The 22195-nt window shown below is 44.1% G+C and carries 16 protein-coding genes and 1 pseudogene; 8 read left to right on the forward strand and 9 right to left on the reverse strand.

The features are described 5' to 3' along the window. Nucleotides 1-81: 81 nt before the first annotated feature. Both xerD and djlA read right to left on the reverse strand, forming a co-directional pair. Nucleotides 82-996, reverse strand: a complete 915-nt coding sequence (xerD, locus tag OPS28_RS01435) for a site-specific tyrosine recombinase XerD (RefSeq protein WP_265607640.1) — start codon at nt 994-996, stop codon at nt 82-84. A 4-nt stretch (nt 997-1000) separates the two neighbouring features. Next, nucleotides 1001-1822, reverse strand: coding sequence for a co-chaperone DjlA (gene djlA, locus OPS28_RS01440; RefSeq protein WP_265607641.1), 822 nt, complete (start codon nt 1820-1822; stop codon nt 1001-1003). A 275-nt stretch (nt 1823-2097) separates the two neighbouring features. Between djlA and OPS28_RS01445 the strand changes: the two genes are divergently transcribed. The 7 genes from OPS28_RS01445 (at nt 2098) to OPS28_RS01475 (ending at nt 10968) form a co-directional block, all read left to right on the forward strand. After that, a complete protein-coding gene (locus OPS28_RS01445) occupies nt 2098-4338 on the forward strand; it encodes an LPS-assembly protein LptD (RefSeq protein WP_265607642.1) in 2241 nt (746 codons plus the stop codon). Nucleotides 4339-4399: 61 nt separating this feature from the next. Continuing rightward, nucleotides 4400-5680 (forward strand): peptidylprolyl isomerase SurA, encoded by a 1281-nt coding sequence (gene surA / locus OPS28_RS01450; RefSeq protein ID WP_265607643.1) that lies wholly within the window; start codon nt 4400-4402, stop codon nt 5678-5680. Nucleotides 5681-5694: 14 nt separating this feature from the next. Beyond that, nucleotides 5695-6681 (forward strand): 4-hydroxythreonine-4-phosphate dehydrogenase PdxA, encoded by a 987-nt coding sequence (gene pdxA, locus OPS28_RS01455; RefSeq protein WP_265607644.1) that lies wholly within the window; start codon nt 5695-5697, stop codon nt 6679-6681. Beyond that, nucleotides 6674-7489: a 16S rRNA (adenine(1518)-N(6)/adenine(1519)-N(6))-dimethyltransferase RsmA gene (gene rsmA / locus OPS28_RS01460; protein WP_265607645.1), complete on the forward strand. Its 816-nt coding sequence runs from the start codon at nt 6674-6676 to the stop codon at nt 7487-7489. Before pdxA ends, rsmA begins: the two co-directional genes overlap by 8 nt. Further along, on the forward strand, nt 7489-7872 hold the full coding sequence (gene apaG, locus OPS28_RS01465; RefSeq protein WP_265607646.1) for a Co2+/Mg2+ efflux protein ApaG: 384 nt from the start codon (nt 7489-7491) through the stop codon (nt 7870-7872). The genes rsmA and apaG overlap by 1 nt, the downstream gene beginning before the upstream one ends. A 41-nt stretch (nt 7873-7913) precedes the next feature. Beyond that, on the forward strand, nt 7914-8726 hold the full coding sequence (locus OPS28_RS01470) for a symmetrical bis(5'-nucleosyl)-tetraphosphatase (RefSeq protein ID WP_265607647.1): 813 nt from the start codon (nt 7914-7916) through the stop codon (nt 8724-8726). Nucleotides 8727-8943: 217 nt separating this feature from the next. Beyond that, the gene (locus tag OPS28_RS01475; RefSeq protein ID WP_265607648.1) at nt 8944-10968 is read left to right on the forward strand and encodes a methyl-accepting chemotaxis protein; all 2025 of its coding nucleotides are present in this window, start codon (nt 8944-8946) and stop codon (nt 10966-10968) included. A 1038-nt stretch (nt 10969-12006) separates the two neighbouring features. Here OPS28_RS01475 and lysC read toward each other — a convergent pair. From lysC to OPS28_RS01495, 4 genes are all read right to left on the reverse strand, one after another. Further along, nucleotides 12007-13362 carry a lysine-sensitive aspartokinase 3 gene (gene lysC, locus OPS28_RS01480; protein WP_265607649.1) on the reverse strand — a complete coding sequence of 452 codons (1356 nt, stop codon included), beginning with the start codon at nt 13360-13362 and terminating at the stop codon, nt 12007-12009. Nucleotides 13363-13386: 24 nt separating this feature from the next. Continuing rightward, on the reverse strand, nt 13387-13839 hold the full coding sequence (locus OPS28_RS01485; RefSeq protein WP_265607650.1) for a DUF192 domain-containing protein: 453 nt from the start codon (nt 13837-13839) through the stop codon (nt 13387-13389). An 87-nt stretch (nt 13840-13926) separates the two neighbouring features. Then, nucleotides 13927-16539 (reverse strand): bifunctional aconitate hydratase 2/2-methylisocitrate dehydratase, encoded by a 2613-nt coding sequence (gene acnB / locus OPS28_RS01490; RefSeq protein ID WP_265607651.1) that lies wholly within the window; start codon nt 16537-16539, stop codon nt 13927-13929. Nucleotides 16540-16693: 154 nt separating this feature from the next. Then, entirely contained in the window at nt 16694-17812 is a 1119-nt protein-coding gene (locus tag OPS28_RS01495) for a PQQ-dependent sugar dehydrogenase (protein WP_265607652.1), read from the reverse strand. Nucleotides 17813-17854: 42 nt separating this feature from the next. Here OPS28_RS01495 and OPS28_RS01500 point away from each other — a divergent pair, with 42 nt between their 5' ends. Continuing rightward, on the forward strand, nt 17855-18325 hold the full coding sequence (locus tag OPS28_RS01500; RefSeq protein WP_265607653.1) for a hypothetical protein: 471 nt from the start codon (nt 17855-17857) through the stop codon (nt 18323-18325). On the opposite strand, the gene OPS28_RS01505 is transcribed toward OPS28_RS01500, so the two are convergent. From OPS28_RS01505 to OPS28_RS01515, 3 genes and pseudogenes are all read right to left on the reverse strand, one after another. Then, entirely contained in the window at nt 18306-18530 is a 225-nt protein-coding gene (locus tag OPS28_RS01505) for a DUF3450 family protein (protein ID WP_265607743.1), read from the reverse strand. The two genes, OPS28_RS01500 and OPS28_RS01505, sit on opposite strands and share 20 nt — an antisense overlap. 331 nt (nt 18531-18861) lie before the next feature. Further along, on the reverse strand, nt 18862-21465 hold the full coding sequence (locus OPS28_RS01510) for a TonB-dependent receptor plug domain-containing protein (protein ID WP_265607654.1): 2604 nt from the start codon (nt 21463-21465) through the stop codon (nt 18862-18864). A 283-nt stretch (nt 21466-21748) separates the two neighbouring features. After that, a pseudogene (locus tag OPS28_RS01515) lies at nt 21749-22077 on the reverse strand (TonB-dependent receptor); the annotation flags it as partial. Nucleotides 22078-22195 lie beyond the last annotated feature (118 nt).

Raw genomic sequence — 22195 nt, forward strand, 5'->3', positions numbered from 1 at the left:
CGATTACGTTCGATTTTGATTCGTATAAACCTTACCTAATTACCGAATAGTAGCACAGGAACTATTCGCACAAAAAGCGGTTCATCCTCTGGGGTGATGCTGATGAATAAGATTCTGTAACCGTTCCTTGGCAACATGCGTGTAGATTTGGGTTGTCGACAGATCACTGTGTCCTAACAACATTTGTACGACCCGCAAGTCTGCGCCGTGATTAAGTAAATGAGTTGCGAAGGCGTGCCTTAACGTATGGGGTGAAAGACTCGATTTAATACCAGCTTTTACTGCGTAATACTTCACGCGGTGCCAAAATGTTTGCCTGGTCATTTGCCCCCCGCGTTTACTTACAAATAACAGGTCTGTGGCGTGTTTGATGAGCTCTGGCCGCGCAGTCTTACAATAGGTTTCCAACCAATCTATTGCATCTTCCCCCAACGGTACCAAACGCTCTTTGTTCCCCTTACCCGTCACCCTTATTACGCCTTGCTGTAAACCAACCTGTCCCATACGCAGCCCGATCAGTTCACTTACCCGAAGCCCGGTTGCGTAAAGTACTTCCAGCATACAGCGATCACGACATTCTATTGGTTCTTGGGTATCAGGCGCATCGAGTAGCGATTCTACTTCTTGTTCACTCAGCGTTTTAGGTAACGATTGCGGAAGTTTGGGGCCTCGGGTTTTACTAAGCGGGTTATCCCCGCGTTTATGCACTGCCACCAAATATACAAAGAATGCGCGCATGGCACTTAATCCGCGTTGCCTACTTCTTGCAGAAATACCTTGTTGTTCTCTAAAATGCAGAAAATCCTGTATGTGCTGCTGACTAAGCACAGTAATATCATCTATTCCTTTATGCTGGCAATATAGGGCTAACTTTGTCAGATCGGTACGGTAGCTTTGCTGAGTATGATCGCTAAGTCCCTTTTCGAGCCACAACATATCAATAAATTCATTAATATGGGTTTCATTTGATTGAGAGAGGGTGATGAGTTCAGACACTTAATCAAAACCCACGCTTTTGCTTAATTAATTCGTAAGCCTGTTGAATGTCCTGAGTTTTTTGTTTGGCTATATCCAGTGCTTGTTGCGGCAAACCTTTGGAGACCAGTTTATCTGGATGATGTTCTGCCATACGTTTGCGATACGCTCGCTTGATCATTTTTTCGTCATCGTTTGGACCCACGCCCAATATTTTGTATGCGTCACTAACGGACTGTTGCTCCGTATAATTTCTTCGTTGTTGATCGCCTCGGTGTCTGAATCTTACCTCGGCTTCAAACATAGAAACCAAATAGTCAAGATCGCTGCGTTTAAAGCCAAGGGGTTTGGCTACTTTTTCCAAAACCTTATATTCTGGCGGTGACAAATTTCCATCTGCAAATGCAGACTGGATCAAAATTTCAAGAAAAACCTGCAAAATGTCCCGTCGTCCATGACAATTGTCATACAAACTTTTTAATGTATCCACGATAGGGTAATCTGCGGATTTACCCTCTCTAAAAGCCTGCTGAGCTTCTTGCCTAGCGTCACCAGAGAGCTGCATTTCATCCATCAATGCCGTAGCGACCTTAATTTCATGGTCGGTCACCTTGCCATCTGCTTTAGCCAAGTGCCCAAGGGCCGCAAATAAACTATGGAAAAAAATAGCTTGTTGTTTTAGTGAGTTTTGATCAGTAAAGAAACGCCCGAACCCACCAAGTTGACTGAAATCCTGGCTATAAGCGCGGTCAAAAAAATGGCCGATAATTAGCCCAAGGATTGCACCGGGAATTTTTAAAAACATAAGTCCAAATATAAATCCCAGGATTTTTCCCCAAATTGGCATTCGACTACGCTCCTATTTTCAACACGTGTACACAGTTTGATGTTATAAGGTTGGAGCATTCTATTAGCAAGTCAAATTCAGATATTTACAATTCCGTCAGGGCAATATTTGTCGATAAGCACTTTTTTTGTGCTTTTTAAAGTATATTTGTTCAAAGGTGGTTGGTAATTACAGCAGAAGTGCTTAGAATTGGCAGATACTTTCGTTTAATAAATAAATATATTGTAACTTGGTACTCAGGTTACGGCGCAAAAAAGCAGGCCACTCACCTTTTCATGAATATTTTTCGTTTACATGTATTGTTTGCCTTCTTTAGTTCGGCACCAGTTTTTGCTCAACAGGATGCGTCTATAGACAGAAATGAGGATAAGTTTGCACTTTGCCCTGTGTATACAGTGTCGCCTTCTGAACTAAGTCTCCAACCCCAAGGGCATGTAAAAGTTAAATCTGATCAAGCCCAAATCGTCAGCAAACAGTTAGCCGAATTTAAGGGCGATGTCAGTATTTATTCCGATCGTGCGACTATACGCGCTGAAGAAGCGAAGGTAAGTGAAAATGGCCGAAAACTTCAAGCTACAGGCAATGTCCGCTATTTGGATACAGATTTAAGCGTCACTAGTGATGCCATATCGGTAGATTCGATAAATCACTCTCTGAATATAGAAAACAGTCAATATCAACTTAATGGTCAACCAGGTCATGGTGCTGCCCAACAAATCCAACTTGACCGCGCCAGAGGGCTAATATTATCTGATGTGAGCTTTACTACCTGCCCATTAGATAGCCCGGATTGGCATATCGAAGCATCAGAAATTAGTATTGAAAAGGGTACAGCATGGGGCCAGGCCAAAAGTACGCGTTTTTATGTAGGTGATGTGCCAATTTTCTATTTGCCTTATTTTGCATTTCCTGTGAGTAACCAACGTCAGACCGGTTTATTATTTCCCAAAATAAGCAGTTCGTCGATGACGGGATTTGACTATGAACAACCTTTTTATTGGAACATCGCCCCTAATTACGACTTTACTATTTCGCCACGCATCATGACGCGGCGGGGTATCCAGTTAAAAAATGAATACCGTTATTTAACCGAAATGAGTTACGGTCAAATAAACCTGGAATATCTGCCGGACGACCGAGAGTTTGCAAATAATACTGACCGCTGGTTTTACCGATTTTATCACCAAGGTAAATTGACAGGAAACTGGTTCATTAATGCGGATATTAACGGGGTAAGTGATGATAACTACATTATTGACCTCGGCTCTGATTTTTATAATCGGGCAGACACCCATTTATACCGTTCCGCAAGCATGGATTATTTTTCAGAGAATTTGATCATGGACTTCCGCGTTTTGGACTTTGTTACTTTAGGTGAAAGTGAAGATAGCTACCGCGCTTTACCTGAGTTTCGTCTGGCTTATTTTAGTGAGCTCGGAAGCCTATTTGAGTTTTCACTTAATTCAGAGTTAGCCTACTTTGATAGTACAGCTTTGGATACACCTGAGGCATTAAGATGGCACCTAGCCCCTACCCTGACCTTGCCCTATCGCAAGGTGTGGGGAGAGTTTAGCGCTGAAGCCTCATTGCTGAATACGTATTATCAACAGAAAAATATTGAACAAACCGATCTAGCAGAAGAGGTTACTCGAACTTTAGGCCAATTCAGGCTGTTTGGTGCGCTTTATTTTGAGCGAGAACAACAGTGGTTAGATAAAAGCAGCACCATGACTCTCGAACCAAAGTTGCAATATCTATATACCTCATATGAGGATCAAACGATGATTGGTCGATATGACACAACACCGCTCCTTGTAGACGTAGATGGTTTATTTAGAGGGCAGGAATTCACTGGTCTAGACAGAATAAGTGATAATAACCAGTTTACCCTAGGACTCACCTCGAGAATACTTGATGAGTCAGATAGGGAACAATTTGTTATCAGCGTGGGTCAGATATTCTACCTTGAAGAAAATAAGGTGCTGGCCGCGGTTAAAGATCAAAACCGTTCTGCGCTTGCCGCAGAGTTAGATTGGAAGTTAGGTTCACGATGGTATACACACACCGATGTTCAGATAGCCACCAAGACCGATAAAGTTGATCGTAGCAGTACCAGTATTGAATATCGCAAAGATGAAAAAAGTCTCATACAACTTAGTCATCGTTACATTCGGCAACTATCCGGTGAAAAAATCGATCAGATTGGTATGCTTATAAGTTGGCCCATTACCGAGACATTGCACTGGGTAGGTCGAACTTATCGAGATCGGTCGTTGGAAAGAAGCGTTGAAAGTTATTTTGGCCTTCAATATGAGTCATGTTGTTGGGCAGTCAGACTGGTGGGCCAACGGCATTTAAGCAACCGTGTTACAGCCGATGGTGTGAGAACAACTGAAGAGTTTGATTCGGGTATTTCTTTACAATTTATCTTCAAAGGTATGGGATCATCAAAATCCTCACGAAGCATGCTTGAAGAAGGCATGTTTGGCTATCGTCAGCCATATAGTTTAAATTAGTTTACGCGTAGCTTCCGCTCAGGTTAGGACGCTGTATAGTTAACCAATAAAAAGAGAAAATATGAAGTTCATTAGTAAAGTGCTCTTAGCGGGCGTATTTTTAATTAATCTCGCCTTTGCCCAAGAAACTGTTTTGGACAAAGTTGCCGTTATCGTTGACAAAGGTGTGATTCTGGAAAGCGAAATTACCGCATTGATAAATGAAGTAAAACGAAACGCAGAGGCTAATAATCAAACCCTTCCTTCAGATATGGCCTTACGCACCCAGGTCACAGAACGGTTAATTATGAAGAGCTTGCAAATGCAAATGGCTGAAAGAATGGGGATTCAGATCAGTGACCCTCAGTTAGAGCAAACTATACAAAATATTGCGCAGAATCAAAATGTTTCTATCGAAGAACTTCGCAATCAACTAAAGCAAGACGGAATCAGTTACGACACTTATAGAGAAAATGTTCGCGAAGAACTGATTATGGGTGAGGTGCGCAGAGCGAATGTGCGTCGCCGTGTTTATATTACCCCGCAAGAAATAGGTACACTGACAAAGCTAATTGACCAACAAGGTGCAGAACAGGCTGAATACGAGCTAGGACATATTTTAATAGGTTTCCCCTCCCAGCCAAGTGATGAAGACATTTCGGCGGCCAGAGATCGCGCCGATAAAGTGTTAGCGCTTCTCAAGAAAGATTCTGATTTTGCTAAAATAGCCATAGCCTCTTCTTCGGGCAGAAATGCCCTTGAAGGAGGTAACATGGGCTGGATGAATATCAACGCCATGCCAACATTGTTTGCTGAAGCCGTACAAGGCAAATCGAAAGATGAATTAATCGGCCCCATTCGAAGTGGAGCAGGCTTTCATATTTTAAAAATTTTGGATACCCGAGGTATCGAAACCATTACGGTAGAAGAAGTTAACGCCCGTCATATCCTCATTAAACCATCTATTATATTAAGCGAAGATAAAGCCAAAGAAATGCTAGTTGACTTCAAACAACAAATTAAGGCTGAAGAGGCCACTTTTGCCGAGTTAGCAAAGGAATATTCGGAGGATCCTGGCTCCGCTCTCAAAGGTGGAGCGCTAGGATGGAGAGATCCGAGCGAATACGAGCCGGCCTTTCGAGATGCGCTGGCTAACTTGCAGCCAAACGAACTCAGCGAACCTATCCGCTCGGTATACGGCTGGCACCTGATTGAATTACTCGACCGTCGTGTAGACGATGCCACGGAAAAACGAAAAGAAGATAAAGCTTATCAGCTATTGTATAACCGAAAGTTTCAGGAGGAGACTGAGGCATGGTTAAGAGAAATGCGCGACCAAGCCTACATTGAAGTAGTTGAGTAGGGTCTGAAGCTTTTATGAAAACATTAAGAATTGCGGTCACTCCCGGCGAACCTGCTGGGATTGGTCCGGATCTTATCATCGCACTCGGGCAGCGCGCATGGCCTGCTCAGCTAGTCGTATTTGCGAATGCGGAATTGATCGCTGAGCGGGCTGAACTATTAGGTTTATCGTTAAACATAATTCCTTTCAACGCTGATGATATCGCACCAGCGCCTCCCGGCTCGCTTATTGTTTATGATGTTCCTTTAAATGCAACGGTGCAGCCAGGAAAGCTTGACCATAATAACGGCCATTATGTTGTAGAAACATTACGTTTAGCTTGTGAGGCTAATATACAAGGTCACTTTGATGCCGTCGTAACAGGGCCAGTACATAAAGGCATAATCAACCAATCCGGCATCTCTTTTAGCGGGCATACTGAATTCTTTGCCCACCAATCTCAGACCGCTGATGTAGTGATGATGCTCGCCACTGAAGGGCTCAATGTTGCTTTAGCGACGACACACATTCCGCTTGCTTACGTATCCAAGGCCATCACGCGTGATCGCCTACACAAAGTGATCAGAATAATCGATAACGACTTCAAAACGAAGTTTGGCGTTTCGCGTCCTCATTTATACGTATGTGGCTTGAATCCGCACGCGGGGGAGGACGGTCATCTTGGAAGAGAAGAAATTGAAACAATTACGCCTGCGCTTGAAGAGTTGCGGGCGGAAGGCATACTAATTACGGGGCCGTTGCCAGCAGATACAATATTCCAGCCTAAGTATCTTGAGCAGGCAGATGTCGTATTAGCGATGTATCATGACCAAGGTTTGCCTGTACTTAAGTATAAAGGGTTTGGCGCATCGGTGAATATTACTCTAGGCTTACCCTTTATTCGCACTTCGGTCGATCACGGCACAGCTCTAGACTTGGCTGGCAGTGGGTTGGCAGATACCGGCAGTTTTCAACAAGCGCTAACTCAAGCCATTAATTTAGCTAAACAGAAAAATGAATAAAACGCATTTAGGGCACACAGCCCGCAAACGATTTGGTCAGAACTTTCTAAATGATGACTATGTAATTGGCCAAATTGTCGCTACGATTGCTCCCCGTGAGGGAGAAAACCTGGTGGAGATAGGTCCCGGTTTAGGTGCACTGACAGAACCTGTGTGTGAGGAAGTGTCAGCGTTAACTGTCATTGAACTTGACCGTGACTTGGCAAAGCGTCTTCGTCATCACCCCTTTCATGCTGACAAATTGAATGTGGTCGAACAGGATGCACTAACGCTAGATTTTGAAGCGCTCCTTACAAATTTACCTAATTCAGGCACGCCTTTAAGAGTGTTTGGAAACCTGCCTTACAATATATCAACACCATTGATGTTCCATCTGTTCGACTTTGCGCATTGCATTGCTGATATGCATTTTATGTTGCAGAAGGAAGTGGTGAATCGTTTGGCGGCAGGGCCAGGTTCAAAAAACTACGGCAGACTTTCGGTAATGGCACAATATTATTGCCAAGTCATGCCTGTGTTAGAGGTGCCGCCTCATGCATTTGTGCCTCCACCGAAGGTTGATTCGGCCATCGTCAGGTTAATACCTCATAAAACTCCGCCAGTAACTGTGAGTTCTGTTAATATTCTGGAAAGGATATGCGCACAAGCATTTAACCAACGCAGGAAAACCATCCGCAATAGCTTAAAAGACTCTGTTACCGAAGATGAAATTATTTCATTGGGGCTCGCACCCACCGCCAGAGCGGAAACGCTTTCTTTGGATGATTTTGCACAACTAGCCAATTTAGTTTTTAAAAAGGAAATGTAATGGACGAAATTTCCGATCCGCCAGTCAGAGTAGAGGTGAGTGCCCGTTACTTACCGGATCACCCTGCTTCGACTGAACAAAAATATGCCTTCGCTTATCATGTCACTATTACTAACTTAAGCAATGAAATAGTTAAGTTGATAAACCGATATTGGCTCATTTGCGATGCAGATGGTAAATCGATGGAAGTGGAAGGTGCTGGTGTGGTCGGTAAACAGCCCACGCTAAAACCGAAAGAACAGTTTGAGTACACCAGTGGGGCGATTATCGATTGCCCGGTGGGTAGTATGCAGGGCTACTACGAGATGCAACGCGAGGATGAGTCTATTTTTCGCGTTCCGATCGACGTGTTCAGCCTTGCCGTGCCTAACATTGTAAACTGAACAAAAAAACAAACAAAAAGTAAAAAGTAAAAAGTAAAAATATGGCGAGACAGAGCTTAGTGGTGGGGGATATTCAGGGATGCTTAGCTGGTTTGTTGAAGCTACTTCAAAAAGCTGATTTTGACCCTCAACAAGACCGCTTATATGCGGTAGGCGATCTCATCGGCCGGGGCAGTGACTCCCTTGGCACAGCAGAATACCTGATGAGTTTGGGCGATAACTTTCAAGCTGTGTTAGGTAACCACGACCTTAACTTTCTTGCAGTCTCCCAAGGGTTTAAACAGGCTCGGAAGAGCGATAGGCTTGAGCCACTGCTGAATAGCATAAAACTGCCTGATATTGTCCATTGGTTACGGCAATTTCCCCTAGCACAGAAAATAAATAACAGTTTCGTGATGGTTCACGCTGGGCTTTACCCATTTTGGTCGGTAGACGAATTAATGGGCTTTAGTAGCGAAATAAGCGAGATTTTACGTGGTAAACAGTGGCAATCGCTGCTAAATAATATGTACGGTCATGAACCTCGGATATGGTCAGCTAACCTAGAGGACATGCCGCGAAATAGATTCATTATCAATGCGTGCACGCGCATGCGATATTTGAACAGTGAAAATCAGCTGGATTTTGAGAACAGTGGTCATCCTGACGATGCACCTGATTACCTGACGCCTTGGTTCGAGGTAGAAAAGCAGAGAACGCTTACGCATAAGGTAATATTTGGTCATTGGGCTTCGCTAAACGGATTAAGCTCCTCTAAGCATTTTATCGGCCTGGACACAGGGTATGTTTGGGGCCAAAAAATGACCGCGCTGCGAGTGGAAACATTGGACTATATTTCAGTTAGTGCTGATTAATTTACAACGCGGACTCTAAATATAACTTTTTTATGCTGAAGAATGTAAAGTATGCTGTTGTAATGTCGATAAAAATTTGTGGAAGCTTTCAAATTCCATACCTAATGCGCAAATCCAGTACGGAGAGATAGTGAATTTTTCGTAATTTTTTGTCAAAATTGCAAATAATTTTAATCGCCAGTTCATGAAAATAAAAACGGGCCATAGAGGGGTGTAGATGAAAGTTACAATTGCGATGCGAATAATCGGTGGTTTTATCATCATGTGTTTGCTGTTGATTATTATCAGCATATCTTCATTGTATAACCTCAACTCTGTGGGTTCCGCTACAGAAGAGGTAAACACTCTTGCCATTCCAACTTTAGATGGCAGTAATTCTTTAAAGGCCAGTTTTTTAAATATGGGCAGGATTACGTTTGAAGCCTATATAGAAGAAAGTCTTGATAGCCTCGAGGAAAAGTACCAGGCGTATAGTCGAGGGAAGGAAGAATTCGAGCAGGAATATTCCCAATTAGCTACTGCCGTCGCCAACGATGAAGCGTTAAAATCAACTCTCTCTAATGTAAAGGCTACTTACGATAACTACGTTACCAATGTAGAAAAAATGTATGACAACCGCCGCACGTTCATGCGGCTTCGCAATACCATAGCCGACAAGATTGGCGACGCCGAAGACGGTGCCGATGATGCGGCTACCTACATCTTGGATTTCAGCGATTTAGATGCCGTACAAAACAGTGAAAACTTAACCGCTGCAGCAGAAATTGGTAGTACCCTCGAAACCTCTTTACTTACCCTTCTGACGGCAACATCTGAGTACATTAAAACAGAAACGCTGGTTAGAGCGCAAACGTTAGGTAATGAAGTAACCCTGGTGGTAGATAACGTACGCGAACGTTTAAACAATATGAATAATGCCGCTAACGGGGAAGAAGCTGACGGCTCCTTAGAAGAAATAAATGATTTAGTTAATAACGCTCTCGATGCGATAACAGGCAATGGTGGGGTGTTGCAGCTACATGTGGAACGTCTTGAAAACAGAAATGCTTCAGAAGTTGCGCTAAACAATTCTGATAAAAATATTCAACAAGCCATTATTGAATTGAGAAAGCTCCTTACCTTGGCTGAAGACAAGGCGGCTGAAATCGAAGAGCAGGTTTCTTCACGGGTTGCTAACGGAAACATTATCGTTATTGTTGTGGTATTAATCTCATTAGCAATCGGCGCGGCAATTGGCTATTTCACGGTGGTGGCGATTACTCGTCCGCTCAATCGCGTAAATCATTTACTTAATATTGCTTCCTCTGGCGATCTTACCCAAACCCTAGACATAAAATCCAAAGACGAATTTGGTCAGCTCGCACGCAACATTAATACGCTTATTAGTAGCCTTAAGAATCTGATTACTGGCATTAATACCCGTGCTGAACAGCTTGCGGCAGCCTCTGAACAGACTTCAGCAGTTACCGCACAAACCACACATTCAATTCAGGACCAGAAGTCTCAGATTGCACAAGTTGCTACCGCGACAACGGAAATGCATTCGACGTCGCAACTGGTAATGAATAATGCAGAAGATACCTTAAACCAGATTCGTCATGCTGATGCCGAAGCCGAAAATGTTCGTAATATCTCAATTGAAAACCGCAATACCATTGAAGTGTTAGCCAAAGACGTAGAAGAGGCGGCAAGCGTTATTAATAAGTTACATCAAGATAGCGCAAGTATTGGTGGTATCTTGGATGTTATCAGAGGCGTTGCCGACCAGACGAATTTGTTAGCACTTAATGCGGCAATTGAAGCTGCACGGGCGGGCGAACAAGGTCGAGGCTTTGCTGTCGTCGCGGACGAGGTAAGAACACTGGCTAGCCGCACGCAAGAGTCGACCCAAGAAATCAACTCTATGATCGAAGTATTGCAAGCTGGAGCAGAAAAAGCCGTTGCTGTAATGAACCAAGGCAAAGAACAAACCGCCGTTTGTGTAGAGCAAACTGAACGGGCTACCAAGGCGCTCGATGTGATATCCGACGCGGTACACAAAGCACACGATGTAAGTTCTCAAATTGAACAGTCGGCACGCGAGCAAAATACCGTTTCTCAGGAAATTAGTGAAAAACTTGAGACTATCGTTGGTATAGCGGAAGAAACCACCGCTGGTGCCCAGCAGACTTCTGATTCTAGCCATGAAGTCGCGCGATTGGCAGAAGAGCTGCAACAGTCAATTCGCCAGTTCAAAGTTTAATTAAAACGCGCACTTCAATTAATCTTCCCATAGCGGTACGAATACCGTATGCCGCTATGGGAATGAAGATTTTAATAATACCTCTCGAGTAACCGATTAAAGGTACTGTATTACCTGCAGAGTACCTTTGTGCTGTAGTTCAACAACCCCACTTTCAGTATGAAGTGAATATGGCGCCCCTGCAGTGATGTATTTATCCTATCTATTAGTGCAGCTCATACCTCATTTTAGAAGTAGCAAAGACAAAATCATTATTTATTCATGCTGCTAAAATGCAGTATTAAGCTTAAAGCTAAGATCGTCCCGAGTGGCGAGCACGTCGTGCTTCTGAGTTGGGGTTTCGTGCTGATTTAACCGCATGGCACCCAGTCGTAGATGAGCGAAGTGACAGATTTATTATTTGAAGCTTTTCCCGCGCAGGATTAGGTTACTTGGCCCGACACACCACAAGAGCAGCAGCATCGAACAACATAGTAACTGTTTACAATGACCTTTGATTCTAAGGTTATTTTTGGTCGTTCACGCCAGTGGTGGTAAGTCGTGAGGGCGTTTACTAGAAATCAAACTGATAGAGTGAAAGGACTAGCGCTTATTGACCCTGCAACATTCGCCCAACTTAGCACTTTAAAATGAAAAAAGACGCTATGATGCTGTCGCATATGCCCGTCCAAGCTGCGAAGCACTATAGACGCTTAATAGAATAACTAGTAAGGTCAAATTGCCCCATCGCTCCTATCACAGGTCACATCGGTGCCACTATTATAACCACGCCTTTTAGCCCGCCGGAGTTGTTTGTACTTGTGGTAACCAATAAGGAAAAGAGGTCTGGCTATCCTAACATACTGTATTAGTAGAAAGTGTGAAAATAAAAAGCCCATTTCGCGGTCTGATAGTGGTCACAATATTCATACAATTCGACCACAGCTGAACGCTCATCATATTTTAAAATGTAAATAAGACCACGTGAATTGGCAGGAGTGATTTCCTGCCAGATAAGGTTAACTACGCAGTAGGTTACGACTTGCTACAATAGAGCGTCTAACTAACTTCAAACAACGCTTGGTGTAAGACCCTGACAATTTCAGAACTATCTTTCTCATTGACTAAGAATGAAATATTGTGGGGGTTTGCTCCGAAACAAATCATTCTTAAATTGTACTCAGCGATGGCAGCAAAAATACGACTGGATACACCTTTTGCTGAATGCATATGATTCCCTACCACGGTAACCAAATCAAAGCCATCCTCAACCTTTACTTCACAAATAGTCTCAAGTTCAGCGATGGTTTCTTTATTTAGTCGATGAGCAACAGAATTGGCGGGATTATCCAGTGTAAACGAAACCGCAATTTCTGATGTGGTAACTAGATCGACACTTAAACGATGCTTCGCAATAATGCTGAAAACCTGCTGTAAGAAGCCTTGCGCATACATCATTTTTGGGGTTTTTACCGTTACCATTACTTGCTCTTTACGGCGTGTGATGGCTCTGAATGGTGGTTCGTGTTTGCAGTCTCTTACTAACCATGTGCCCCCTTTCTCTGGTTCTGTACTGGAGCCGACAAAAACGCGAACATTTTTGCGTAAAGCTGGCTCCATTGTTGCTGGATGCAGCACTTTAGCGCCAAAGGTTGCCATTTCAGCAGCTTCCTCAAAGCTAAGTTCGGGCAAGGGTTTTGCCGCAGCTGTAATACGAGGGTCGGTAGTAAAGACGCCGTTTACATCGGTCCAAATTTCGCACACCTGCGCGTCCAGCCCTTCCGCGAGCAAAGCGGCCGTAAAGTCCGACCCTCCGCGGCCCAGCGTAGTCGTTCTTCCTTGTTCGTCAGAACCGATAAAACCTTGCGTTACTATAATGGCTTTTGCTAGTTCGGGTCGGAGGTAGGCGTCTGCCTGTTCAGCAATTTTTTCAATATTCGGTGTGGCTTCTCCAAACTCGCTATCTGTCCTAAGTACCTTTCGAACATCAAAATTTAACGCGTGCTCACCTTGCTCCAATAACACTTCGGTAAATAACAGGGATGACATGCGTTCACCCAAAGACAACAATTGATCTTTTAAATCAGCACGCTTCAGTATCTCTTCGTGAAACGCAAGAGAACGAAGTTCTGATAACAAGTCATCTAATTTCGGCTGCACCGAAAGGGCATTTGGTAGTTTGTCTAATATCGCCAACTCAATTTTTGTCACCGCCGCGCAAATCTCTTCAATTTGTTGTTGCGTAAGTGGCGTATGAGCTAGCTGGACCAGGTGATTAGTTACGCCGGCGGCCGCACTCACTACGACAATCCGTGTTGAGGTATTGCTGATAACGATACGAGCACAATTTTGCATGACTTCGTAATTGGCAACACTGGTCCCCCCAAACTTCGCAATTGTTAACGCTTTCGACACCACGTTCTCCTATATGCAATCAAGCTATTTTACGCCTGACATATCAATATTAATTGTATCGCCTTCTTTAACGGCGTGCTCTTTGAACCATCCCTGGTTCATTTCCAACGCATACGCTACTTTTCCTGATGACATAGTTGTATTCAAATCGTGTGGCTGCATTGTTTTGATATCCGATATGACGCCTTCGCTGCTAATAAATGCAATATCAAGCGGAAGATAGGTGTTTTTCATCCACATACCGACCTGTCTGATTGGCGAGAAATGGAATAACATGCCACAGTCTTCGCACAATGTTTTTCTAAACATCAACCCCTGCGCACGCTGTTCTGGCGATTGCGCTAACTCAACTTGGTAACGTTTTCCTGCGATAATAACGGTAGCGGTATCAAATTTGATGTTTTGCGCATTAACTTGGCTCAGTCCAACGCCAAACACCAGCACAAACACAATAGCGAAAAATGCATGCTTTTCCATATTACTCTTTCTCATTAGATATAAAAAAGCCGGCACCTCTCGGCCCCGGCTTTTTTTTAGGGCTATTGCCCTAGTTTATACGGCTATTTATGCAACATTCAATGTTGGAATGATGTTCGCTTTAGCATCGTCTTCCGCTTTTTTGAAGCTTTCGATTTTGTCAAAGTTTAAATAACGATATACATCGCTCGCCATTGAGTCTATTTTACTTGCATATTCCAAGTATTCTTCAGCTGTCGGTATACGGCCAACAATCGCTCCTACTGCGGCAAGCTCAGCTGATGTCAGGTAGACATTAGCGCCGTCGCCTAAACGATTAGGGAAGTTACGAGTAGAGGTAGATAGTACCGTCGCACCTGCATCTACACGTGCTTGGTTACCCATACAAAGTGAACATCCTGGCATTTCAGTACGTACACCCACGCGGCCATAGATATTGTAATACCCTTCTTCCATCAACTGGGCTTTGTCCATCTTCGTGGGGGGAGAAATCCATAGACGTGTAGGTAACGTTTTGTTGAATTGTTCAAGCAACTTACCGGCCGCACGGAAGTGGCCGATGTTGGTCATACAAGAACCGATGAACACTTCATCTACGTGGTCACCGGCAACATCAGACAATGTTTTAGCGTCATCCGGGTCGTTCGGGCAACAAACGATAGGCTCTTTAATATCCGCTAAGTCAATCTCTATCACTTCAGCATATTCTGCATCTGCATCTGCGCGCATTAACTCAGGCTTAGCAAGCCACTCTTCCATCTTCTGTGCACGACGCTCAAGGGTACGTGGATCACCGTAACCTTCGTTTATCATCCAACGAAGCATAGTGATGTTTGATCTCAAGTACTCCGCAATAGACTCTTCTGAAAGGTTGATGGTACAACCCGCGGCAGAGCGCTCGGCCGAGGCATCAGATAATTCAAATGCCTGCTCCACCGTTAAGTGCTCAAGACCTTCGATTTCAAGTACTCGACCAGAAAACGCGTTAATTTTACCTTTTTTCTCTACAGTTAACAGGCCTTGCTTGATACCGTATAAAGGGATTGCGTGAACTAAATCACGCAGCGTAATTCCAGGCTGCATTTTACCTTTAAAGCGCACTAGGATTGACTCTGGCATATCCAGTGGCATAACCCCTGTCGCGGCAGCGAATGCAACCAAACCTGAACCCGCTGGGAACGAAATCCCTAATGGAAAACGGGTATGTGAGTCCCCACCTGTACCCACGGTATCAGGCAATAACATACGGTTTAACCAACTGTGAATGATACCGTCCCCAGGACGCAATGAAACACCACCACGATTCATGATGAAATCAGGTAATGTGTGCTGAGTTTCGATATCAACTGGCTTGGGATACGCTGCGGTATGACAGAAAGACTGCATAGTTAAATCAGCGGTGAATCCTAAGCATGCCAAGTCTTTTAACTCATCGCGAGTCATAGGGCCAGTGGTGTCCTGCGAACCAACCGTAGTCATCTTAGGTTCACAATATGTACCTGGGCGAATACCTTCTACGCCACACGCTTTACCAACCATCTTCTGAGCAAGGGTATAACCTTTCCCTGTGTCTTTTGGCTGTTCTGGCGTACGGAATAAATCAGAAGGGCCTAACCCTAGCGTTTCACGAGCTTTGTCAGTTAGGCCACGACCAATAATTAAATTGATACGCCCGCCGGCACGAACTTCATCTAAAATTACTTTAGATTTGTAATCGTACTCAGCCAATACTTCCCCGGTTTCGTGATTAGTAATCTTCCCTTCAAACGGATAGATATCAATTACATCACCCATTTCCATTTTTTCGACATCAGCTTCAAATACTAATGCCCCGGCGTCTTCCATTGTATTGAAGAAAATAGGCGCCACTTTGCTACCAATACATACACCGCCGCCACGTTTATTTGGTACACCAGGCAGGTCTTCGCCGAAGAACCATAATACAGAGTTAGTCGCCGATTTCCGTGACGAACCTGTGCCCACTACGTCACCGACGAATGCAACTGGATGGCCTTTGGATTTGATGGCTTCGATTTGCTTCATTGGGCCTTTGACGCCATGTTCTTCTGGCTCCAGTCCTTCACGCGTCATTTTGTACGCAGCTAACGCGTGCAGAGGAATATCTGGGCGTGACCATGCATCAGGGGCCGGTGACAAGTCATCAGTATTGGTTTCACCGGTCACTTTGAACACGGTGTAAGTCATTTTGTCGTCCATCTTCTTGCGCGCAGTAAACCACTCACCTTCTGCCCATGACTTAATCACATCTGTGGCGTATTCATTACCTGCTTTATGCTTTTCTTCTACATCGTGATACGCATCAAACATTAGCAGAGTGTGCTTAAGTTCTTTAGCGACAAGCGGTGCAAGCTCTTCATCGTCGAGCAATTCAACCATAGTGGCAATATTGTAACCACCGTGCATGTTACCTAACAATTCAATTGCTTTTTCTTTGCTGATTAGTGAACAGCTGTCCTCGCCTTTTGCGATTGCGCTTAAAAAGCCAGCCTTAACATAAGCTGCTTCATCCACACCTGGAGGAACACGCTCGGAAAGAAGCGTCAGTAAATTGTCTTCTTCCCCGGCAGGAGGGTTCTTCAATAGCTCAACTAAACCAGCAACCTGTTCTGCATTTAATGGTTTAGGAGGGATACCCTCAGCAGCACGTTCTTCAACGTGTTTGCGATAATCTTCTAACACGATTTCTTCCTCATGGTTAATCCTGTCTTTGAGTCGGTCTTGATACAGGAATTCAATAAAACGGCGGAATTATAACGGGTTATCCGCCAAATTTAAATTTCAATCAGGTCAACGCCTGTTATAACCGCTATTCAGCGCATGTATCGGCTAATTATCAATCATTTTTGATGTTGTTGCTGCTAATCTTTAGTAATTTTGCGTTGGCTCCATCGGTCAATATTACAATGGAACCATCCTGGCTTACTGTCACATCTCTTAATCGCTGATTTAGCTGTGGAAATATTCTCTTCGATGTTGGGGGGGCAGCACCTAAATCAACAGCATAAAGTGCCTTTTCTTTAAGTGCGGTAACTAACAGCTTTCCCTCAAGATCAGGAAATTGGTTGCCGCGATAAAGTGCCATCCCAGAAGGTGCAATCGATGGTGTCCAGTTAACGACGGGCTGTTCCATCCCTGGGTACGCCTGAAACGGTGATATGCTCGCCCCTGAATAATCTTCGCCTAACGTTATTACTGGCCAACCATAGTTTTTCCCCTTGCTAAGAATATTTATTTCATCCCCACCATCGGGGCCATGTTCGTGTGCGATAACTTGCTTGGTTTGTTCATCATAAATTAGACCTTGCGGATTACGATGTCCCAACGTGTAGACGAAGGGTGAAGTGGGAAATGGTGGCTCTTGAGGATGAGAACCGTCTTCTCTGAAATGTAAAATTTTGCCTAACAAACTTTCTTTAACTTGTGCTTGCTCACGATAGTCGAAGCCTTCACCAGATGTCACTAACCAGGTCCCATCAGGTAAAGTGAGCAATCTGCCCCCATGATGGACAGGTGTATCTTTATCTGGCGTCACTTTTAAAATCACCTTCAGGTCTGATAAAACATTGTTTTCGAATTTACCGGAAGCAACGACTAACCGATTTGCTTCTTCATTGCCTTGACTAAAGGAGAGAAGCACGGTTCCTGACAGTGCAAAGTCTTGTGCCAATGCAAAATCAAGTAATCCTCCCTGGCTTTCAACATACAAATCCGGCAAATTGAGTTCGATTTTATCTTTAGTACCGTCTGCCTTTGCTCTAATGAGTTGTCCCCCTCTAAGGGTAATCAGCCAATCCCCATTCGGCAGCTCTGCCATGGTCCAGGGGCGGTGAAGTTTATCCGCAAGTGGAGTTATCTGGATAGGGGAGGCGGCGGCTGCACTAAACCCGCTCGCCAAACTGCAAATGAGTAATGATATACGGGCTACACCGGTTATGGCCTCTTTGAATGTCATTCGTACCCTCTTAAAAACTTGTGATAGCGTTAACACCGTGAAATGATAGGACGATTATCGCTTGGTTTAATTAAACTTGATATGGCCAATACTATTCAATTTCTTAAAGCGTGGATTGTCGCATCGCTAGTTGCGTTTGTACTCGCAGCAGTTATGCATACGCAAATGGTGCTGATTGGCTTAGTCAACATCGATATAAATATCAACGTGTCTGACTGGCTGCTCACTACTTTTCAAGACATCTGGGGTTTATTGCCTACTTACGCTCCAGTTATTGGCCTTGCGCTTTTTATCGCGATGATTGTGGTAGTAATTTTTGCTAAATTTATCGCAGCCCCCGCATTACTTTCTTTTATTGGCGGTGGAATGGCAATTTTTACCGTTCTAGTTACCATGCAACCCATTATGCACATAACCCTAATCGCCGGTGCAAGAGAGCCTGTAGGATTTGCGCTACAATGTTTATCAGGGGCCGTGGGCGGATTAGTGTTCGCTAAACTCTATTATCGTTAGAACGATAATTCAGAAGCGAATCGATCCTGCGGATCATTGACGGCCTGATTTGACGTTCAACCACTGATACTTCATCGATAGCAGCATTGAGAGCAGACATTTCCTGCTTCTGGCTATTCAACTGCTTTTTTAACTGGGTGTTGTATACCTCAAACCCTTCAACCTCTTTGTTCAAAATTTTGAACTGCTGAAGCTTGTTGTCTATTTAATTGGCGATGGTATCAATCTTGTCCTCCGAAATTGCAGCTTACTGATTAATTTGGCCAGCTTCGTCCCCTACTGGGTTTAAATTGTCGTTGTTTTGCGCTAACGCAGTCGAAGTGACCAACGCCCCCGCCACCACTAGCGAACTGAAACGCTTCATATTTTCATACCTTCTTGCGGAAAAATCAGTATGTCCGACTATTTAATTTCCGCGCGTAGAATAGGAGGTTTGTATGAGATTGTTATGGCGATGGTGTTGCAATTTATATGACGAATTTACATAGAAAAACGGGGCTGAAAAGCCCCGTTTGATTCAGTTAGCACAGATAATACTAGAACTTGTAAGAAGCCTTCACATACATGAAGCGCCCTTGACCACTGTGTACTGAGTTTACATAACCAAAAAAGTCATGGTGGCTGTATGGTGGTTCTTCATTAAACAGGTTGGTCGCACCTAATGTTAAAGTGGTATTCTCAATGCCTGTAAAATTAACCGTGGCATCCACTGTCATAAATGAATCAACAGTTTTGTCTCCAAATCCAGCATCGACGCTACCATCAAACTCACCGATATAGTTGAGCGCTACAGCGGCGGACCATACATCCAACATCCAATCTGCTGACAATGTATAGCGGACTTCAGGCTGTTCAAATTCACCTTCCTGCAAGAACAAACGTTTACCGCCTGAAGCATCTGGTCGATATTCTTCGTACTTAAGTACGTAGTTCATCACGTAGCCAAAACGGAAATCACCTGTTCCCGTTTTCAACATGTAACCTAGGTCTAAATCTAGACCAGAAGTCTCCAAGTCGCCTAAGTTCTGGAATGAATCAAAGATACGAACAACTTCACCCGGATCGCCACTTACACCTGTGGGAATACGCTGAACCACGGAAGGATCGGTTCCAAAGTTACTGAAGACGAATTGCGTGTCTGAAGTAATGATATTTTCGATGTCATAGGAATAGTAATCCAATGAAAAGTCCAGATCATCGGTAATTTCATATATAAAACCGAAGTTATAACTAGTTGACTCTTCTGGCCCCAAGTCTGGGTTACCCTCAAACACCGCCGTATATTCCATCGGGTCACAGGCCAAACCCACCGCGCTACAACGGACTGTATCAACCAGGTTAGGAGACTCATCTGTACGACCTAAGCCAATTTGATGTAATGACGGCGCGCGGAATGCCGTTCCGTACGAACCGCGCACGGATAGATTGTCTAACGGGGTCCACAAGAAAGACACTTTCGGATCAGTGGTGGTACCAAAGTCACTGTAGTCTTCGTGTCTGACAGCTAACTGAACTTCCAACTCATCAAGCACTGGAATTGCTAACTCTGCAAATACCGACGTAGAGTCACGCTTACCATTGGCCTGAGTCGCCTCTGTTCCAAATACTTCACCACGTAAAAACTGGTCATCTGGGTTGTCTGAGATACTTTCTTCCCGGTACTCGCCACCGACCGCCAGCATTAGATCACTGCTACCCATTTGCATAAGGGGACCAGAAAAAACGACATCAAACGATTTATTAGTCGATTTACCGACGCGCGTGGTCTGAGTTTCGATAAAATCTAACGCAGCTTGCGAATTAGACGAGGGCTCGAAGGGGTTCCATAAGCCCGAATCAATTGCTTCTTGGGTGCGACGTGAGTTCGGGAAACCATTAACACCGCGCTCTACCGATTCGCTTTTAATATAGCTATAAGCGGCTTCCCAGTTCCAAGCACCTAGCTCGCCGTCCAAGCCAAAGATGGTGCGGTAGTAATCTGTATCGACCCGTTTTTCTCGATTACCGATATCCACAGTTCGACGACGCATCGTAAGATCTTGTTGATAAAAGGGATGGCTTGGCATATCAGCAAATGGGTGGTTAACATTATCGCCATCCATAAACAACTCATCAAAGCTCGGGCTACCTGCACCACGAATAATTGATTTAGCGTTTTGGCCATTTAACTCGACAAATGCATTTACATCGTGAGAAATTTCATACTTACCCATGTAATTGAAGCTGAACCGTTCAGAATCGGGATACATTGTCATAACAGGAGCATAGTCATAGCGACAAAAATCACCTTTCCGGTCTGCCGGCGCACAAACGTCGCTTCCAAATGTATCGATAAGCCTATTAGTTGGATCTGCCTTTAGAGCAATTGTGCCAGGGATACCTGATGAACTACGAAAATCTACTGCATCGGGGTCGTTGGGTCGCAATGCCGCTTGATTAGCTGAGCGCGAATAATCGCGATCACCATATAAAATTTCTTCACGATCAAAGTAGTCCAGTATAAATGTATGGCTCGCTTTATCTGACTGAGAGCCCCACACCAGGCTTACATTTTGTTCTTCGCCACCGCCATCCGCGGTATCTCCGTATTTCGCCGATACTTCTACGCCTTCAAAATCGTCCTTAAGAATAACGTTAATTACACCCGCTATGGCATCAGAACCGTAGGTTGCTGAGGCGCCATCCTTCAAGATTTCGACCCGTTTGATCGCCGATAATGGGATATTGTTTATGTCAACGAAAGCCGTATCAATACCTTTAGCAAAAGGAGACACCGACACCCGACGTCCATTAACTAAAATTAGTGTTGAGTCTGCCCCCAGGCCGCGAAGTGATACACTGGAACCCCCGTTGGCAGTGTCATCGCTGCTATTCCCCTGAGTCGAGAATGTCCCCTGCCCAGAGATGGGCATTTTAGCAAATAGTCCAATCAAATCTGTTACACCCGTGTTGGCTATTTGACTGGCATCTATAGAGGTAATGGGTGAAGGGCCTTCCATGTCGGTTCGTTTAATCATTGAACCTGTTACACGGATTTTTTCGATGTTATCTTCTTCCTGAGCTACGACTGAAGAAGTGCCCAAAGCAAGATTAACCGCTACTGCGCATAATCCTAACTGCAAATATTTATTCTTTTTCATATGGTTTCCCTATGATTTCCCTAACTTAATTGTTAGTTGTTTCTAGATTTTTAGAACCACTGGCACTACGTGGCTAAATTTCTTATATCATACAAAAGTTTAACAATCTCGTTTCTGAAGTTGAATTTTTGCAAAAACCTGTATAAATAAATCTATACAGAATAGAGTGACTTAACTTTAAAGTGTGTAAATGCAGAGTACGGAGAGGATAATTAGGCAGCAAGCGGCCAATTGTTACAAAGCATGTTAATGAAAAAGCCCAGCGAACTGGTCTCGGCAGGAATTAAAATTGATGTTCGTAACTCAGCTTGACCATATGCCTATAGTACGGCTTCGCACTGTCACGTCGCTCTGCGTTACTTTTTGATCGTCACCGAGTAAGTTGCGAACACGCAATGTAATAGTGCTATTAAAGTCTGGATAATAGGTATAAATTTAATCCAGCAAATGGAAGGGTTGTGCAAACGCGTCCTCACGACCGTTAATACCAGAGGCAAGATTGCGCTCACCTGACACGTTACACACTAGAGATGTGGTGTGCTCGCCGTTAGCAGAATCATAATTTAATTGGAAGTTGACTACGTATTGCGAATGCCCATTTAAACGCTTTTCGCTACAAAGTTTAGCTACATCTGCCAGTTAGTATGTGGCGTAAGAAGATCACCACGCATGGGCTATTATAACGAGCGGCCCATGTTTTTGTGTCCCAGCGAACGCAGTGAGTGCCAAC

This window comes from Alteromonas sp. ASW11-130, assembly GCF_026183735.1.
Classification (GTDB): domain Bacteria; phylum Pseudomonadota; class Gammaproteobacteria; order Enterobacterales; family Alteromonadaceae; genus Alteromonas.

Coding starts and splice junctions, on each gene's coding strand:
- OPS28_RS01500 (WP_265607653.1), top strand. CDS start 17,855: ATGATAGGACGATTATCGCTTGGTTTAATTAAACTTGATATGGCCAAT.
- surA (WP_265607643.1), top strand. CDS start 4,400: ATGAAGTTCATTAGTAAAGTGCTCTTAGCGGGCGTATTTTTAATTAAT.
- OPS28_RS01495 (WP_265607652.1), bottom strand. CDS start 17,812: ATGACATTCAAAGAGGCCATAACCGGTGTAGCCCGTATATCATTACTC.
- OPS28_RS01510 (WP_265607654.1), bottom strand. CDS start 21,465: ATGAAAAAGAATAAATATTTGCAGTTAGGATTATGCGCAGTAGCGGTT.
- OPS28_RS01485 (WP_265607650.1), bottom strand. CDS start 13,839: ATGGAAAAGCATGCATTTTTCGCTATTGTGTTTGTGCTGGTGTTTGGC.
- djlA (WP_265607641.1), bottom strand. CDS start 1,822: ATGCCAATTTGGGGAAAAATCCTGGGATTTATATTTGGACTTATGTTT.
- OPS28_RS01475 (WP_265607648.1), top strand. CDS start 8,944: ATGAAAGTTACAATTGCGATGCGAATAATCGGTGGTTTTATCATCATG.
- OPS28_RS01470 (WP_265607647.1), top strand. CDS start 7,914: ATGGCGAGACAGAGCTTAGTGGTGGGGGATATTCAGGGATGCTTAGCT.
- pdxA (WP_265607644.1), top strand. CDS start 5,695: ATGAAAACATTAAGAATTGCGGTCACTCCCGGCGAACCTGCTGGGATT.
- OPS28_RS01445 (WP_265607642.1), top strand. CDS start 2,098: ATGAATATTTTTCGTTTACATGTATTGTTTGCCTTCTTTAGTTCGGCA.
- rsmA (WP_265607645.1), top strand. CDS start 6,674: ATGAATAAAACGCATTTAGGGCACACAGCCCGCAAACGATTTGGTCAG.
- apaG (WP_265607646.1), top strand. CDS start 7,489: ATGGACGAAATTTCCGATCCGCCAGTCAGAGTAGAGGTGAGTGCCCGT.